Genomic DNA, 15,468 nt, shown 5'->3' with positions numbered 1-15,468 from the left:
AACCGGAGCACCCCGCGCGGCGTCCAAGAAGGAGTAAGCGCAACGGGGGGAAGACAAGTTGACAAATCTGGATCTGGACACCGAAAGCATCGCGGAGTTCGCTGCGCGGTTGGGCACTGTGGCCGAGAACGTCGCCCAAGCGCGACAGGACGCGGCGGGCGGCGATCATCTGGCTCTGGCCGCTGTCCTGGGGCTGATCGGCAGCGACTTCATCGGTGTCGCGGGCCGGGCACAACAAGCGCACATCGACGACATCGATCGACTGTCCGCTGTGATTTCCAGTGTCCAGTCGGCCACCCGCGACGCCCACGCCACCTATCTCGACTCCGAGGAATCGGTACGAACGACTCTCGCTGAGGCTGGACGCTCATGATCGACGTCGACGCTCTCGCACGACCGATCATCGATTTGGTCGACACCGTCGGGACCGGTGTTCCCAGCGCCGGTGGACCCGACGCCGGTATCCGAATCGCTTCGGACGTCCTCGAGATCGCATACCGATTGGGAAGCGCTGCTCTGAGCGAACTCGCGTCCTCGCAGAGTTCGTCGACTGCACTCACTGCGGCGGTGACCACAACCGAGCAGACGCAGGCGTCGACGCGAAATCTCGCCGATCGTGGGAGCGACATCGCCGGTGTCGTGGACGAAGCGACAACATCGGTGTCCGCGGGAATGACCGAACTCGGTGAGATTCTTCAGTCCTTTCTGACCCTCGCGATCAAGGCCGGACCGACGCTCATGACGCCGACAGGGCAATTGATGTTGCTGTCGGCCGCGTTGGAGCACCTCGGACGCGCGGTATCGGTAATCGAGCGGGTACGCGGTGAGCTGTCCGGGTCGACCGAGAAGATGTCCGCGCTGATCCCACCCGTCCCGATACCCGAACCCGCGCCTGGCGCATCCGGTTCTGCGAGTGGTTCCGGTGCCACAGGTGTTTCCGGTGCCACAGGTGGCTCCGGTTCCACAGGCGGAGTAGAGGTTGAACTTCCCGACGGATCGACAGCCACCGCACCGAACGCCGAGGCCGCTGCCGCCGTACGCAACGCACTCACTCAACAGGGTGTCCCCTACGCCTGGGGAGGGACGACACCCGGAGTCGGCCTGGACTGCAGCGGGTTGACGCAATGGGCGTACGGCCAGGCCGGAGTCGACATTCCGAGGTTGGCACAGGAACAGGGAATCGGGAACCAGATCGATCAGAACAATCTGATGCCGGGCGACCTCGCGGTCTGGGACGGCCACGTCGCGATGGTGATCGGCGGCGGCCAGATGATCGAGGCCGGCGATCCCGTCGAGGTAAGCGCCATCCGAACCACGAACAGCGGCATGGGCTTTCACGGCTTCTACCGTCCGACGGAATGACAGGAAACATGTCCGAGAACATGCGTGAATCACCGCCGATCATCACAGCCGTCGCCGTCAACCGATCTGGAACCATCGCAGTCCGCGCCACGGAGCACGCCGTTCCCGTGGACCTGCGGATCAGCCAGGACGAACTGCGGTACGGCGGGGAACGGTTGGCGCAACAGATACTCACGCTGTGCTCGAAAGCGGCCGTCGAAGCCGGCGCCCTCCATCGTGTGGAGCTCGAGGCGACCGGCGTTCCGGCGGCGATTCTCGATCGACTCGGTCTCGCGACCCGAGACGAACTGGCCGATGTCGACGCCGCCGAGGATCAGAGCCTTCCGTCGAGCTGGATGCGTTCGCTGTGAACGAGATGGATCGAATCATGGAGCTGGCGAAACACCGGACCGGACTCTTGCAGGACGCCGTCGACGGGGTCAACGCTCTGCGGGTAGTCGTCTCGAGCGAGGGTGGGATAGTCACGGCAACTGTCGACGGGCTGGGCGCTCTGGTCGACCTACGGGTAACCGACGCAATCACCGCGATGAATTCTCGCACGGTGGCCGCACTGACGGTGGCAACCATTCACCAGGCAGTTCAACAGTCCAACGACCAACGAGAGCGACTGGTCAGCGAGCTCCGAGTGGCACTGAAACAAACGTGACGAACCCCCGCTATGCCTTTCGCTCTGCGGTGGATAGGCTTCCGCCCATGGCTGGAGACATCGTCCCTATCGAAATCGGACTCACCGACGGAGACCTCGTCACTTTGTGGGCTCCCCGCTGGCGCGAGGGCGACGACGAGTGGGAAGCGTTTCTCGGCCATGAGGAAGACCTGTACGGGTTCTCCTCCGTCGCAGAACTCGCGGCCTTCATCCGAACGGATTCCGACAACGATCTGGTCGAGCATCCGGCGTGGGCCGTCGTCTCCGGACTGTCGGCAGCCGAGCTCGAACCGGAGGAGAACTTCACCTTCGACTTCGTGGGCGTGCCCGAACTGGCCGCAGGCGACCCTGAGGCACTGGTGGTCTCGGAACTCGAAGACACCCTGAACATGGCTCGCAACATCGGTGAGGTGTGCGAACTCGACGCGGTCATCCGCTTCTTCAGCGGCCATCCGGTACTCGGAGCACTTGCCACCGGAGCCGGCACCTTCGAAGGCCGCGAAGGCCTCGAGCTGTGGGATCAGGTCGGCGCTGCGATCGTCAAGGACTGGGACGCCGTGCTCGACGCCATCGACAAGGTGGTCACCTCCCCGAAGGTCGATGCAGCTGCCGTGGCGGTCGCCGAAGCCGAACTGCTCGCTGCCGCCGAAAACACCGTCGATGCCGACGATGTCGCCGAAGAGGGCGAGGACGAGGAATTCGACGAAGACGACCTCGACGAGGACGAAGACGAAATCGAGACTTTCTGGGGCGAGGTCGGCGTCGACCCGATCCGCATCATCACCTCGGCCGAGACGTTCTACACTTTGCGCTGCTACATGGGTGATCAGGCGATCTTCCTCGGCAAGGACGGACTGATCACCGTCTTCCGTAGCGAGCGCGCACTCGCTCGGTACCTCGCCGACAACCACGAACACGATCTCTCGCAGGTCAGCACGTACGGCGAAATTCAGAATGCTGCCGTCGACGGTTCTCTCGAAATCGAAGTCACGGACGAGAACGTCTACGTCCTGCCCGGCATCGCCGACGATCTCGCCCAGGGCCCCGACGTCGTCGACGCCGAGCAACTGGAACTCGCCGTCGAATTGTTCACCGATGCAGCTGATTTCGCCGACGACGACTCCACCGAGGAAATTCTGTCCGCATCGAACGAGCTGGGCTGGTACGTCTCTTACCTCCTCAACCCCGATCCGTCGCGGATGGCTCCGAGCGCACCGTTCACCAAGGAATCCGAGACCTGGCGCGAACTCGAGCGTGAGTTCGAGGCTCGGCTGCGGCCCGAGTAGACCGGTGACCGGCCTCTAGCCGATGAGCACGGCGTAGCCCGGCTTGATCACGTCGTCGATCAACGCTAGGCGCTCGTCGAACGGGATGAAGGCCGACTTCATCGCGTTGATGGTGAAACGTTCCAGATCGGTCCAGCCGTAACCGAAGGTCTCGACCAGCGCTGCCATTTCCCGACTCATGGTGGTATCGCTCATCAGTCTGTTGTCGGTGTTGACGGTCACGCGGAAGCGCAAGTCCGCCAACAGTCCGAACGGATGGTCGGCCAGCGCAGCCACGGCTCCGGTCTGCACGTTCGAACTCGGGCACAGTTCGAGGGGAATGCGCATGTCACGGACGTAGTTCGCGAGTCGACCCAACTCTGCCCCATCTCGGCCGTTCACGTCGATGTCGTCGACGATCCGCACGCCGTGCCCCAACCGGTCCGCTCCGCAGAAGGCGATGGCTTCGTGGATCGACGGCAATCCGAAGGCCTCGCCCGCGTGGATCGTGAAGTGAGCGTTTGCATCACGCATGTATTCGAATGCGTCGAGGTGCCGGCTCGGTGGGTTTCCGGCCTCGGCACCGGCGATGTCGAAACCGACCACCCCGCGGTCCCGGAATCGTACGGCGAGTTCGGCGATCTCTCGTGACCGGGCGGCATGCCTCATCGCCGTCAGGAGACACCCGATTCGGATCTCCCGTCCCGCGACCCTGGCCGCGGATTCGCCGGCTCGGAAACCTTCGAGCACGTGCTCGACGACCTCGTCCAAGGTCAGGCCCTGTTCCAGGTGCTGCTCGGGCGCAAAACGGATTTCGGCGTAGACGACGTTGTCGTCGGCCAGGTCCTCGGCACACTCACGCGCTACCCGTGCAAGCCCTTCCGGGGTCTGCATCACGGCGACGGTGTGCGCGAAAGTCTCGAGGTAGAGCTCGAGCGATCCGCTGTCGGCGGCAGTTCGGAACCATTGCGCCAGTTCGGATGCCGAATTCGCCGGCAGCCCGTCGTAACCACACTGCTCGGCCAGTTCGAGAACGGTCTCGGGCCGGAGTCCTCCGTCGAGGTGGTCGTGGAGTAGAACTTTGGGTGCGCTGCGGATCGTGGTCAACTCCGGTGCGTTCATTCGCCAACGCTAACGCGAATCACCCACAATTCGCTCGATGAGCAGCGGGCGCAAAACGGTGTCGGATTCCGTCCCGATCGACCAGCCACCGCCGAGGCTTCGACGCGCAGCGTCGAATCTCTCAGGTGTGTCGGTATGCAGTGTCATCAGCTTCTGTCCGGCGCGGACCGCGTCGCCAGGCTTTGCGTGCAGCTCGACGCCGGCACCGGCCTGCACGGCTTCACCCTGCCGTTCGCGTCCGGCTCCCAGTTTCCAGGCTGCGACGCCCACCGCCATGGCGTCGAGTCGAGTCAGGACGCCGTCTCGGTCCGCGGTGACGACGTCGCTGTGCCTGGCCACCGGCAGTGCTGCGTGCGGGTCCCCACCTTGGGCGGCGATCATCGCGCGCCATCGGTCCATGGCCGTGCCGTCGGCCAGTTTGTCTGCTGGGTCGATCCCGTCGATCCCAGCCGCGGACAGCATCTCCCGAGCCAGGACCAGGGTCATCTCGACGACGTCCGAGGGCCCGCCGCCGGCCAGCACCTCGACGGATTCACGTACCTCGAGAGCGTTGCCCGCTGTCAATCCCAGCGGGGTGTCCATCCCGGTGATGAGAGCACTGGTACGCACGCCGGCGTCGTTGCCCAGCTCGACCATCGTGCGTGCCAACTCTCGCGCGTCGCCGAGGTCCTTCATGAACGCTCCGGAACCGACTTTGACGTCGAGCACCAGGGCGCCGGTTCCCTCGGCAATCTTCTTGCTCATGATCGAACTTGCGATCAGCGGAATGGATTCCACCGTTCCCGTCACGTCGCGCAGCGCGTAGAGCTTCTTGTCGGCGGGGGCCAGGTTCGCTCCGGCAGCACAGATCACGGCGCCGATTTTCGGGTCCGCGAGAATGTCGACCATCTCCGTCGCCGTGAGGTCGGCTCGCCAACCCGGAATGGATTCGAGCTTGTCGAGAGTTCCACCGGTATGACCGAGTCCGCGTCCCGACAACTGCGGGACTGCAAGACCACACGCAGCGACGAGGGGCGCGAGCGGAAGGGTGATCTTGTCCCCCACGCCACCGGTCGAATGCTTGTCGACGGTGGGCAGCGGCAAGTCCGAAAAGTCCATCCTCCCGCCGGATTCGATCATCGCCTCGGTCCATCGACCGGTCTCCGCCCGCGACATTCCGCGGAAATAGATCGCCATCGCGAGCGCCGACATCTGTTCGTCGCCGACGACCCCCTGCGTGAACGCCTGAACTATCCAGTCGATCTCGGTTCCCGACAGCTCGCGACCGTCACGCTTGGCGCCGATGATGGAAACTGCGTCAAACATGGCGGAGCCCTTCTGCTTGTTCCGGCCCGAAAGCATCGGGCAACAGTTCGCTCAGCGGCCTGAAACCACTGCTCGTGTCGACCAGCATCTCACCCCCGCCATGTTCGAGAAGAAGCTGTCTACACCGGCCGCAGGGCATCAGAATCGACCCCTTCGCGTCGCAGCACGTGAAGGCCACCAGCCGCCCACCCCCGGAGGCCGCCAAGTTACCGACCAGTCCACACTCGGCACACAGGCTCAAACCGTATGAGACATTTTCCACATTGCATCCTGAGACGATTCGGCCATCGTCTACCAGGGCAGCTGCACCCACCGCATACCCCGAGTACGGTGCGTATGCCCTCCGCATGACCACTTGCGCGTTGTGCCGCAACAACTTCCAGTCGATGTCACCCATGGTTCGTTATCCAATCACGCTGACTGAATGGATGCAGAAACCACGCCGTAACCGTCTCGCAGAGATTGGAAAGGCAAACCTTACAAAGAGTTTGGTACGCGTACGAATCCCGCATCTGATTAGTTCCCGGTTTCACATAGGTTTAGAGTCTGAGTCAAGTCGGTTCAGGATCCCGTCGAGCCCGGGCTGAGGTACATCGAAGCTCTCTGCAGGCTCGACGCGTCCACCAATGACGTTGGAGGCACAGCACTCGATGAGTACTACGACTGAAGCCGCTCCTCAGAAGGAGCGCACGAGGTCGCTTTACCGGGGCGACCCCGGAATGTGGTCCTGGGTTCTACACCGGATCACAGGCGTCGCTACTTTCTTCTTCCTATTCGTACACGTTCTCGATACGGCACTCGTCCGGGTCAATCCCGATACGTACGACGCCGTCATCGACACGTACAAGAACCCCGTCGTCGGCCTCATGGAGATCGGCCTCGTCGGCGTAGTCCTCTACCACGCCCTCAACGGCGTGCGCGTGATGTTGGTGGACTTCTGGTCGAAGGGCCCGAAGTACCAGCGCGTCATGCTCTGGACCATTCTGACGATCTGGTTCCTGGTGATGATCCCGGGCGCCGGACGCATCCTCATCAACATGTTTGCGGAGCACTGACATGGCGACTACTCACGGACCCGAAGCCAAGAGCTTGGGCACCTCATACGACCGTCCCGCAAGCCTGGACAACCCGCGGTCCCCGCGCGCGAAGGCTCGGAACAACTTCGAGTTGTACGCATGGCTGTTCATGCGCTTCTCCGGCGTCGCCCTGATCGTTCTGGTCCTGGGCCACATGTTCATCATGCTGATGCTCGACGGTGGCGTTCACCGTTTGAACTTCGCATTCGTCGCAGGTCGCTGGTCCAGCCCGTTCTGGCAGTTCTGGGATCTGACGATGTTGTGGCTGGCACAGCTGCACGGCGGTAACGGTCTGCGCACGGTCATCGCGGACTACTCCCGCAAGGACTCCACGCGCTTCTGGCTGACCACGATCCTCGTTCTCTCGATGATCCTGATCATGGGCCTGGGCACGTACGTCATCTTCACCTTCGACCCCAATATCTCGGCGAGCTAGGGGAGCACAGACTTCATGCAGGAACATCGTTATGACGTGGTCATCGTCGGCGCCGGTGGCGCAGGCATGCGTGCGGCGATCGAAGCCGGCCCCCGTGCCCGCACGGCCGTACTGACCAAGCTCTACCCCACCCGCAGCCACACCGGCGCGGCCCAGGGCGGCATGTGTGCCGCACTGGCGAACGTGGAGGAAGACAACTGGGAGTGGCACACCTTCGACACCGTCAAGGGCGGCGACTACCTCGCCGACCAGGACGCCGTCGAGATCATGGCCAAAGAGGCCATCGACGCGGTGCTCGACCTCGAGAAGATGGGCCTTCCGTTCAACCGCACGCCCGAAGGCAAGATCGACCAGCGTCGATTCGGTGGCCACACCCGTGACCACGGCAAGGCACCTGTCCGCCGTGCGTGTTACGCAGCCGACCGCACCGGTCACATGATCCTGCAGACGCTCTACCAGAACTGCGTCAAGCACGACGTCGAGTTCTTCAACGAGTTCTACGCGCTCGACATCGCCATCACCGAGACCGAGGACGGCCCGGTTGCCACCGGTGTCATCTGCTACGAGCTCTCGACCGGCGAGCTGCACATCTTCCACGCCAAGTCGATCGTCTTCGCGACCGGCGGCTCGGGACGCATGTACAAGACGACGTCCAACGCGCACACCCTCACCGGTGACGGCATGGGCATCATCTTTCGCAAGGGCCTGCCCCTCGAGGACATGGAGTTCCACCAGTTCCACCCGACAGGACTCGCCGGCCTCGGCATCCTGATCTCGGAAGCCGTCCGTGGTGAAGGTGGCATTCTCCGTAATGCCGACGGTGAACGCTTCATGGAGCGTTACGCCCCCACCATCAAGGACCTCGCTCCCCGTGACATCGTGGCGCGCTCGATGGTCCTCGAGGTTCTCGAAGGCCGCGGCGCCGGCCCGAACAAGGACTACGTCTACATCGACGTGACCCACATCCCCGAGGAAGTTCTCGACGAGAAGCTCCCCGACATCATGGAGTTCTCGCGCACCTACCTCGGCGTGGACCCCGTCAAGGAGCCCGTGCCCGTCTACCCGACGTGCCACTACGTCATGGGCGGTATCCCCACCAAGATCAACGGTGAGGTGCTGCGCAACAACGACGAGATCGTCAAGGGCTTGTACGCCGCCGGCGAATGCGCCTGCGTTTCGGTCCACGGTGCTAACCGTCTCGGTACCAACTCGCTCCTCGACATCAACGTGTTCGGCCGTCGCGCCGGCATCGCTGCCGCCGAGTACGCGAACTCCACCGAGTTCGTCGACATGCCGGAAACCCCGGCTGCGATGGTCGAAGACTGGGTCGGCGTCATCCTGTCCGATCACGGCCACGAGCGCGTTGCGGACATCCGCACCGAACTGCAGCAGTCGATGGACAACAACGCTTCCGTCTTCCGCACCGAAGAGCGCCTCACCCAGGCACTCAAGGATGTGCGTGCTCTCAAGGAGCGCTACAACCACATCACGGTCCAGGACAAGGGCAAGCGCTACAACAGCGACCTGCTCGAGGCCATCGAGCTGGGCTTCCTCCTCGAAATGGCAGAGGTCACCGTCGTCGGCGCCCTCAACCGCAAGGAATCGCGCGGCGGCCACGCTCGCGAGGACTTCCCGGATCGCAACGACGCCGAGTACATGAAGCACACGATGGCGTACAAGGAGGGTGACGGCCTGCTCTCCGACATCCGTCTGGACTACAAGCCGGTGATCCAGACCCGCTACGAGCCGATGGAGCGTAAGTACTGATGTCTGCGCCTGCTGTAGATGCACCCAAACTCCCCGCTGTTCCCGAGGGGGCCGTCATGGTCACTCTCAAGATCGCGCGGATGAACCCTGAATCGGGCGAGGGCCAGCACTGGGACAGTTTCCAGGTCCCGGCACTGCCCACCGACCGTCTGCTCAACCTGCTGCTGTACGTGAAGGGCTACCTCGACGGCACCCTCACGTTCCGCCGCAGCTGCGCACACGGTGTCTGTGGATCGGACGCGATGCGGATCAACGGTGTGAACCGTCTGGCCTGCAAGCTGCTGATGAAGGACATGCTGCCCAAGGACGGCAAGCCGGTCACCATCACGGTCGAGCCCATCAAGGGCCTGCCCGTCGAGAAGGACCTGGTTGTCGACATGGAGCCCTTCTTCGACGCATTCCGCGCGGTGAAGCCGTTCCTCATCACCAGTGGCAACGAGCCCACTCGTGAGCGCATCCAGAGCCAGCACGACCGTGCTCGTTTCGACGACACGACAAAGTGCATCCTCTGCGCATGCTGCACCACGTCGTGCCCCGTGTACTGGAGCGACGGCAGCTACTTCGGTCCCGCTGCCATCGTGAACGCACACCGGTTCATCTTCGACAGCCGTGACGAGGCCGCTTCCGAGCGTCTCGACATCCTGAACGACAAGGACGGCGTGTGGCGTTGCCGCACCACGTTCAACTGCACCGACGCGTGCCCCCGCGGCATCCAGGTGACGAAGGCGATTCAGGAAGTCAAGCGAGCGCTGCTCTTCGCTCGGTAGTCGGGCCTTCGGCCCTGTGCGCGGTTAGGGAGTCTCCGGACTCCTTAACCGCGCACAGCTATGTCGGGGGCATGTTGAGCGGTGTCACGACCTGAACCGGTGACGTCGTAAAGCCGAAGTGAGCGCCCATGGCGCCGTGTTCGTTCATGACCACCTGACAGGCAGTGCGAACATCCGCCCGCAGATCGTGGTGGAGCACCGCCGATATTCGCCTCTCCCCCAGCAGCTTTCGGTTGTCTCCGTCGAGATCGTGGGCGACGAAGACACTGCACTCCCGGTTCAGTTCTTCGAACGCGTCGACCGTGGCCACGTTGCCGCCACCGATCGAATAGACAGCCCGGATCTGTGGATCGGATTCGAGTGCCGCTCGCACCAGTTTCCTACTCGTCTGATCGAGTCCGTCGCTGTTCGGAATGTCGATCAGCCGTCGATGCGGAGCCGAGACGCGCATGGCGGAGCGGAATCCCATCTCCCGTTCTTCCTCCCCGCGAAAGAATTCGCTACTCATGCTCACCAGCACGTTGCCGTCCCGATCCCCCAGCCACTGATCTATCAAGTACGCGGCGGTGGCTCCGGCGGCCCGGTTGTCGATGCCGATGTAGGCGGCTCGCCTGCTGCCGGCAACGTCGGTCACCAACGTGACGACCGGAATCTTTGCCGCCACCAACCGGTCGATCGCCGCCACGACTTCCGGAGTGTCGGGAGCCTTGACGATGACTCCGTGGGAGCCGCGCCGGCGAATCTTGTCGAGCGTCGACGTCATCGCTTCTACCGAACCGGTTTCACGAAAGTGGAACCGAGACCGCACCACTGCGGGCGCAAGGGTCGGCAGTTCGGCCTCGAGCGCGTCACGGACGGCGTCGGAAAACCGTGCGGGAGTTTGCAACACGACGTCGACGATGAACGTGCGGCCGACCAATTTCAATTGCGAGCGTTGGCGTTCCAGGTCCGTGATCGCCTGGCGAACCTCCGATCGTGTGCCCTCACGAACTCCAGGACGGTCGTTGAGCACCCGGTCGACGGTGGCCTCACTCAGGCCAGACTGCTGGGCAATCTCCCGCACTTTGAATCGATGCGCCACAACTACCTCACAATGATGGATATTTGATGGTTTTTCGCTGTTGCTCGAGGTCTTCGTCACAGCCAGACTAAACCCATGACTTCACCGCCGGGCGTAACCAGGCCCGCACTCCTGACCGACACCGTCCTGCTGGTCAGTGGCGGCTCCCAAGGCGTCGGTGCCGGCGTCGTGCGCGCCGCAGTCCGTGAGGGCGCTCAGGTGGCTTTCACCGGCCGACGCCCGGACGTCGGAAAAGCGCTCGAGGCAGAACTACCGGGAACCCACTTCATCGAAGCCGATGTGGCACAGACGGATTCCGCGCTCGTCAGCGTGGCCGAGACGATCTCTCACTTCGGCCGTGTGGATGCTCTGGTCAATTCCGCCGGGCTCACCTCCCGCGGAACTCTGCTCGACACCACCGAGGAACTCTTCGACCAGCACATCGCGGTGAACCTTCGCGGTCCGTTCTTCACGATGCAGGCCGCCGTCAAGGACATGCGTGAGCGTGCGGTTGCGGGGTCCATCGTCAACATCATCTCCACGTCCGAACTCGGCGGCCAGCCGTATCTCGCGCCGTACGTGGCAGCGAAGGCCGGGTTGGCGGGACTGACGCGCAACGCCGCCCACGCGCATCGCTGGGATCGGATCCGGATCAACGGTCTCGATATCGGGTGGACACAGACCGAGGGAGAAGACCTCACACAGAGGGCTTTTCACGACGCGGGTGACGACTGGCAGGAACGCGCGGGCAGCACCCTTCCCATGGGCAAGCTCGGCCAGGTCGACGAAATCGCCGACTTCGTCGTGTTCCTGCTCTCCGATCGCAGCGGAGTCGTGACGGGTTCGATCATCGACTGGGACCAGAACGTCTTCGGAGGGCTGGACTGATGGGCGCTCGCATCGGAGTCGTCGGACTCGGAAGAATCGGCAGCTACCACGCCCGAAACTTGCTTGCTATGGACGGCGTCGACTCACTGGTTGTCACGGACGTCGACGCACGTCGAACCTCGGACGTGGCAACCGAACTCGACGTGGAGTCCGCTGCCGATCCCGACGCGCTTTTCGCCTCGGGAGTCGACGGCGTCCTGGTGGCCGCATCGTCGAGTTCGCACGCCGAGCTGATCGAAGCCGCTGTCCGCCGGGGAATCCCGACGTTCTGCGAAAAGCCCGTCGCCGATTCCATCGAATCTTCTGTTCGTGTACTCGAAGCCGTCGAGCTGACGTCGGTACCGGTCCAGATCGGATTTCAGCGCCGGTTCGACCCGTCATTCGTGGCGGCGTACGACGCAGTTCGATCCGGCGAACTCGGTTGGATACACACTCTCCGATCGACGACCCTCGATCCCGCTCCCCCGCCGATCTCGTACATCGAACACTCCGGCGGCATCTTCCGCGACTGCTCGATCCACGATTTCGACATCGTCCGGTGGGTCAGCGGCCGCGAAGTCACCACGGTTTTTGCGACTGGTTCGAATCAGGGCGACCGGGCGATCGCCGAGACCGGTGACGTCGATACCGCCGCAACGGTTCTCACTTTCGAAGGCGGAACCATCGCGGTCGTGTCGAACACCCGCTACAACGGTCGCGGCCACGACTGCAGGCTCGAAGTGCTCGGTTCGGTGGATTCGGTTGCTGCGGGGCTGGACGACCGCTTGCCGCTCCGCTCGCTCGACCCCGAAATCTCGTTCCCCGCGAAGGCGCCGTACACGTTCTTCATGGACCGCTTCACCTCCGCCTACCGTGCGGAACTAGAAGCATTCCTCGACGTAATCGCCGGGCGGCGGGAATCGCCCTGTACCCCCGCAGATGCGGTCGAGTCTGCCTGGATCTCCGAAGCTGCAACGCATTCTCTGCGCCAGGGTCGGCCCGTCACGATCACCGAAGTCAAAGATCTGTTCCTTCACGACAAGAATGAGGCACACACATGAGCACTCCCCGCATCGCCGGCGCACCGATCTCCTGGGGTGTGTGCGAAGTCCCGGGCTGGGGCTACCAACTCGACCCAGCGCAGGTTCTCCGCGAAATGCGCGAAGTCGGTCTGGCGGCAACGGAAATCGGACCGGAGGGCTTTCTGCCGACAGCACCCGCCGAGATGGCCAGAGTGCTCGCGGATCACGATCTGAGCGCAGTCGGCGGGTTTGCACCGGTTCTACTGCATGATCACGAACATGATCCGGTGCCCGGCATCTCCCCCATCCTCGACGGTTTTGTCGCCTCAGGCGCCGAAGTTCTGGTCCTGGCTGCCGCGACGGGCTCCGACGGCTACGATTCACGTCCGGAACTAGGCGAGCAGAGTTGGAAAACCCTGCTGCACAATCTCGATCGCCTCGCTGACGCCGCGGCCGAGCGTGGCATTCGGGCGGTCGTCCACCCTCACGTCGGAACGATGATCGAGCAACGCGACGAGGTCCTTCGAGTGCTCGACGGCTCGGCCATCCCACTGTGCCTCGACACCGGCCATCTGTTGATCGGGGGCACCGATCCCGTCGACCTGGCACGTCAGGCTCCCGAGCGCGTCACCCACGTACATCTCAAGGACGTCGACGATGCCCTCGCATCACGCGTTCGCAGCGGTGAGCTCACCTACACCGACGGAGTCAAGGCGGGAATGTACCGCCCGCTCGGTGGCGGCGACGTCGACATCGCCGGTGTCACAGCCATATTGCAGCGCCACGGTTTCGACGGGTGGTACGTGCTCGAGCAGGACACCATTTTGACCGAGGCCCCGTCCGACGAGGGACCGGTGCGCGACGTGCGAGCCAGCGTCGAGTATCTGCGGTCGGTTCTGTGACGGTCACTCCGCTGCGAATCGGCATTCTGGGAGCGTCACGCATCGCCGAGAACGCGATGATCAAACCTGCAACGGCCACTGGGCACCGCCTGGTGGCCGTTGCCGCACGCAACCCCGAGCGGGCCGAAGCCTATGCGGAACAACATGGAATCGAACGGGTTGTCGGTTCGTACGCCGAGCTGATCTCGGATCCGGCGGTGGACGTCGTCTACAACGCGCTGCCCAACGGCCTGCACGGGCCGTGGAATCTCGCCGCCGTTCAGGCCGGCAAGCACGTGCTGACGGAGAAACCGTTTTCGAGCAACGCGGTGGAAGCGCGTGCTGTAGCCGACGCAGCATGCGTGAGCGGAGTGACGCTGCTCGAGGGATTCCACTACCTCTTTCATCCGGTGAACCGGCGCCTGTTGGATATGGTTCGGAGCGGCACAGTCGGCGCGGTCACTCGGGTGGAAACCGTACTGCGGATGCCCAAACCATCCGAGAACGACCCGCGGTGGGAGCTCGCCTTGGCAGGCGGGTCACTGATGGACTTGGGCTGCTACGGATTACATGCGTCCCGGACGCTGGGTGACGCATGCGGCGGTGCACCGAGTGTCACCGAGACCCGCCACGAGGAATATGCTCCGGGGGTCGATTCGTGGTTCGACATCGAACTCGAGTATCCCGGCGGCGCCACGGCATCCGTTGTGACAACGATGTTGGACGAGCAGTACCACTTCACCTTCCGGGTCTTCGGAACCAACGGAGACGTCCTGGTGCACAACTTCCTCCAGCCGGACGTCGACGACCGTGTCTCTGTCACGGCGAGTGGGCGCACAAGTATCGAGCATCTGGGCACGAAGTCGTCGTACACCTACCAACTCGAGGCGTTGGCCGATCATCTGTCCGGGGTCTCAACGCTACCCATCGGGCCGGCCGACGCCGTAGCCAACATGACGTTGATCGACGAGGCGTACGTGCATTCCGGCCTCGGGGCTCGGCCGACAACCATCCTCTGACGAAACGACTGCGGCCTCGGTTCGAGTCGAACCGAGGCTGCAGTCGTAAGGTTTCGATCTAGCGGCGAAGCTCGTGGGTCAGTGTCTCGAGCTCGTCACCGCCCGCCATCTCCTTGGTGAGTTCTTCGAGCGAGATGTCGTCGTATTTGGCGTCGAGTTTCTGACGTCCTCGATTGAGGAGTACGAAGTGATCTCCGACCATGTAGGCGTGGTGCGGGTTGTGCGTGATGAAGATGACGCCGAATCCCTGTTCCTTGGCAGCGGTGATGTAGCGCAACACCATTCCTGACTGCTTGACGCCGAGCGCTGCGGTCGGCTCGTCGAGAATCAACACACGCGCGCCGAAGAAGATGGCGCGGGCGATGGCAACGCACTGACGCTGTCCGCCCGAGAGGCTGCCGATCGGTGCGTCGACGTCGGGCAGTTCGATGCCCATCTTCGACAGTTCCGAGAGCGTCGTCGCGCGCATGGCGTTGGCGTCGAGCGACTTGATGAGGCCGCCCTTACGGAGTTCCTGGCCGAGGAAGAAGTTGCGCCACACCGGCATCAGCGCGACGACGGCAAGATCCTGATAGACCGTCGCAATGCCTTTGCCGAGGGCTTCTTTCGGAGAGTGGAACGTGGTCGGTTCGCCGTCGACGAGCAGTTCACCTTCGCTCTGCTGGTGCAGTCCGGCGATGATCTTGATCAGCGTGGACTTGCCGGCACCGTTGTCACCGAGCACGCCGGTCACTTCACCCGCGCCGACGCGCAGGTTGATGCCCTTGAGCGCGATGATGTTTCCGTATTGCTTACCGACGTCCTTGAGCTCGATCAGTGGCACGTTGCCGCCCGAGTTCGAGAGAGCGGGAACTTCAGCTGTGGTACTCATGT

18 protein-coding genes are annotated in these 15,468 nt (G+C 63.2%); 13 read left to right on the top strand and 5 right to left on the bottom strand.

Features of this window, described 5'->3' with window-relative positions:
* Positions 1-58 precede the first annotated feature (58 nt).
* Genes V3587_RS16410 through V3587_RS16390 form a run of 5 tightly spaced genes read left to right on the top strand, consistent with a single transcriptional unit; the run spans position 59 to position 3,294 of the window.
* The gene (locus V3587_RS16410; protein WP_124566460.1) at positions 59-373 is read left to right on the top strand and encodes a type VII secretion target; all 315 of its coding nucleotides are present in this window, start codon (positions 59-61) and stop codon (positions 371-373) included.
* Positions 370-1,362, top strand: coding sequence for a C40 family peptidase (locus tag V3587_RS16405; protein ID WP_200315611.1), 993 nt, complete (start codon positions 370-372; stop codon positions 1,360-1,362). Before V3587_RS16410 ends, V3587_RS16405 begins: the two co-directional genes overlap by 4 nt.
* Complete coding sequence (locus V3587_RS16400) at positions 1,359-1,712, top strand: hypothetical protein (protein WP_387412440.1); 354 nt, start codon at positions 1,359-1,361, stop codon at positions 1,710-1,712. Before V3587_RS16405 ends, V3587_RS16400 begins: the two co-directional genes overlap by 4 nt.
* Before the next feature lie 17 nt (positions 1,713-1,729).
* Positions 1,730-2,008, top strand: coding sequence for a YbaB/EbfC family nucleoid-associated protein (locus tag V3587_RS16395; RefSeq protein WP_283376971.1), 279 nt, complete (start codon positions 1,730-1,732; stop codon positions 2,006-2,008).
* A gap of 47 nt (positions 2,009-2,055) precedes the next feature.
* The gene (locus tag V3587_RS16390) at positions 2,056-3,294 is read left to right on the top strand and encodes a primosomal protein (RefSeq protein WP_095969019.1); all 1,239 of its coding nucleotides are present in this window, start codon (positions 2,056-2,058) and stop codon (positions 3,292-3,294) included.
* Positions 3,295-3,309: 15 nt separating this feature from the next.
* Here the strand turns inward: V3587_RS16390 and V3587_RS16385 are convergent, their stop codons facing one another.
* The 3 genes from V3587_RS16385 to V3587_RS16375 are packed head-to-tail and all read right to left on the bottom strand — an operon-like array spanning position 3,310 to position 6,097.
* A complete protein-coding gene (locus tag V3587_RS16385) occupies positions 3,310-4,395 on the bottom strand; it encodes an adenosine deaminase (RefSeq protein ID WP_095969018.1) in 1,086 nt (361 codons plus the stop codon).
* A gap of 9 nt (positions 4,396-4,404) precedes the next feature.
* The gene (locus V3587_RS16380) at positions 4,405-5,700 is read right to left on the bottom strand and encodes a thymidine phosphorylase (protein ID WP_283376970.1); all 1,296 of its coding nucleotides are present in this window, start codon (positions 5,698-5,700) and stop codon (positions 4,405-4,407) included.
* A complete protein-coding gene (locus V3587_RS16375; RefSeq protein WP_095969016.1) occupies positions 5,693-6,097 on the bottom strand; it encodes a cytidine deaminase in 405 nt (134 codons plus the stop codon). Before V3587_RS16375 ends, V3587_RS16380 begins: the two co-directional genes overlap by 8 nt.
* A gap of 253 nt (positions 6,098-6,350) precedes the next feature.
* Here V3587_RS16375 and sdhC point away from each other — a divergent pair, with 253 nt between their 5' ends.
* Genes sdhC through V3587_RS16355 form a run of 4 tightly spaced genes read left to right on the top strand, consistent with a single transcriptional unit; the run spans position 6,351 to position 9,746 of the window.
* Positions 6,351-6,755, top strand: a complete 405-nt coding sequence (sdhC, locus tag V3587_RS16370; RefSeq protein ID WP_185564407.1) for a succinate dehydrogenase, cytochrome b556 subunit — start codon at positions 6,351-6,353, stop codon at positions 6,753-6,755.
* 1 nt (position 6,756) lies between these two features.
* Complete coding sequence (locus tag V3587_RS16365; protein WP_003940699.1) at positions 6,757-7,212, top strand: succinate dehydrogenase hydrophobic membrane anchor subunit; 456 nt, start codon at positions 6,757-6,759, stop codon at positions 7,210-7,212.
* A 15-nt stretch (positions 7,213-7,227) separates the two neighbouring features.
* On the top strand, positions 7,228-8,979 hold the full coding sequence (gene sdhA / locus V3587_RS16360) for a succinate dehydrogenase flavoprotein subunit (RefSeq protein ID WP_003941011.1): 1,752 nt from the start codon (positions 7,228-7,230) through the stop codon (positions 8,977-8,979).
* The gene (locus V3587_RS16355) at positions 8,979-9,746 is read left to right on the top strand and encodes a succinate dehydrogenase iron-sulfur subunit (protein ID WP_003940925.1); all 768 of its coding nucleotides are present in this window, start codon (positions 8,979-8,981) and stop codon (positions 9,744-9,746) included. The genes sdhA and V3587_RS16355 overlap by 1 nt, the downstream gene beginning before the upstream one ends.
* 58 nt (positions 9,747-9,804) lie before the next feature.
* Here V3587_RS16355 and V3587_RS16350 read toward each other — a convergent pair whose 3' ends face one another.
* Positions 9,805-10,827 (bottom strand): LacI family DNA-binding transcriptional regulator, encoded by a 1,023-nt coding sequence (locus V3587_RS16350; protein WP_283376969.1) that lies wholly within the window; start codon positions 10,825-10,827, stop codon positions 9,805-9,807.
* 75 nt (positions 10,828-10,902) lie between these two features.
* Here V3587_RS16350 and V3587_RS16345 point away from each other — a divergent pair, with 75 nt between their 5' ends.
* The 4 genes from V3587_RS16345 to V3587_RS16330 are packed head-to-tail and all read left to right on the top strand — an operon-like array spanning position 10,903 to position 14,595.
* Positions 10,903-11,694, top strand: coding sequence for an SDR family oxidoreductase (locus V3587_RS16345; RefSeq protein WP_283376968.1), 792 nt, complete (start codon positions 10,903-10,905; stop codon positions 11,692-11,694).
* Entirely contained in the window at positions 11,694-12,734 is a 1,041-nt protein-coding gene (locus V3587_RS16340; RefSeq protein WP_283376967.1) for a Gfo/Idh/MocA family protein, read from the top strand. The genes V3587_RS16345 and V3587_RS16340 overlap by 1 nt, the downstream gene beginning before the upstream one ends.
* The gene (locus V3587_RS16335; protein ID WP_283376966.1) at positions 12,731-13,597 is read left to right on the top strand and encodes a TIM barrel protein; all 867 of its coding nucleotides are present in this window, start codon (positions 12,731-12,733) and stop codon (positions 13,595-13,597) included. The genes V3587_RS16340 and V3587_RS16335 overlap by 4 nt, the downstream gene beginning before the upstream one ends.
* Positions 13,594-14,595 (top strand): Gfo/Idh/MocA family protein, encoded by a 1,002-nt coding sequence (locus tag V3587_RS16330; protein WP_283376965.1) that lies wholly within the window; start codon positions 13,594-13,596, stop codon positions 14,593-14,595. The genes V3587_RS16335 and V3587_RS16330 overlap by 4 nt, the downstream gene beginning before the upstream one ends.
* Positions 14,596-14,653: 58 nt before the next feature.
* On the opposite strand, the gene V3587_RS16325 is transcribed toward V3587_RS16330, so the two are convergent.
* Positions 14,654-15,466 carry an ATP-binding cassette domain-containing protein gene (locus V3587_RS16325; protein WP_007727336.1) on the bottom strand — a complete coding sequence of 271 codons (813 nt, stop codon included), beginning with the start codon at positions 15,464-15,466 and terminating at the stop codon, positions 14,654-14,656.
* Positions 15,467-15,468 lie beyond the last annotated feature (2 nt).

The sequence above is a fragment of the Rhodococcus sp. IEGM 1306 genome, assembly GCF_036541985.1.
GTDB lineage: Bacteria > Actinomycetota > Actinomycetes > Mycobacteriales > Mycobacteriaceae > Rhodococcus_F > Rhodococcus_F qingshengii.
Note: the sequence above shows the minus strand (reverse complement) of the source record. Positions and strands in the feature narration are given on the sequence as shown.

Excerpts from the sequence above, each read along its gene's own strand:
- V3587_RS16390 (WP_095969019.1), top strand. The coding sequence starts at position 2,056 with ATGGCTGGAGACATCGTCCCTATCGAAATCGGACTCACCGACGGAGAC.
- V3587_RS16325 (WP_007727336.1), bottom strand. The coding sequence starts at position 15,466 with ATGAGTACCACAGCTGAAGTTCCCGCTCTCTCGAACTCGGGCGGCAAC.
- V3587_RS16335 (WP_283376966.1), top strand. The coding sequence starts at position 12,731 with ATGAGCACTCCCCGCATCGCCGGCGCACCGATCTCCTGGGGTGTGTGC.
- V3587_RS16385 (WP_095969018.1), bottom strand. The coding sequence starts at position 4,395 with ATGAACGCACCGGAGTTGACCACGATCCGCAGCGCACCCAAAGTTCTA.
- V3587_RS16345 (WP_283376968.1), top strand. The coding sequence starts at position 10,903 with ATGACTTCACCGCCGGGCGTAACCAGGCCCGCACTCCTGACCGACACC.
- V3587_RS16340 (WP_283376967.1), top strand. The coding sequence starts at position 11,694 with ATGGGCGCTCGCATCGGAGTCGTCGGACTCGGAAGAATCGGCAGCTAC.
- V3587_RS16355 (WP_003940925.1), top strand. The coding sequence starts at position 8,979 with ATGTCTGCGCCTGCTGTAGATGCACCCAAACTCCCCGCTGTTCCCGAG.
- V3587_RS16400 (WP_387412440.1), top strand. The coding sequence starts at position 1,359 with ATGACAGGAAACATGTCCGAGAACATGCGTGAATCACCGCCGATCATC.
- V3587_RS16375 (WP_095969016.1), bottom strand. The coding sequence starts at position 6,097 with ATGGGTGACATCGACTGGAAGTTGTTGCGGCACAACGCGCAAGTGGTC.
- sdhC (WP_185564407.1), top strand. The coding sequence starts at position 6,351 with ATGAGTACTACGACTGAAGCCGCTCCTCAGAAGGAGCGCACGAGGTCG.
- sdhA (WP_003941011.1), top strand. The coding sequence starts at position 7,228 with ATGCAGGAACATCGTTATGACGTGGTCATCGTCGGCGCCGGTGGCGCA.
- V3587_RS16395 (WP_283376971.1), top strand. The coding sequence starts at position 1,730 with ATGGAGCTGGCGAAACACCGGACCGGACTCTTGCAGGACGCCGTCGAC.
- V3587_RS16380 (WP_283376970.1), bottom strand. The coding sequence starts at position 5,700 with ATGTTTGACGCAGTTTCCATCATCGGCGCCAAGCGTGACGGTCGCGAG.
- V3587_RS16365 (WP_003940699.1), top strand. The coding sequence starts at position 6,757 with ATGGCGACTACTCACGGACCCGAAGCCAAGAGCTTGGGCACCTCATAC.
- V3587_RS16405 (WP_200315611.1), top strand. The coding sequence starts at position 370 with ATGATCGACGTCGACGCTCTCGCACGACCGATCATCGATTTGGTCGAC.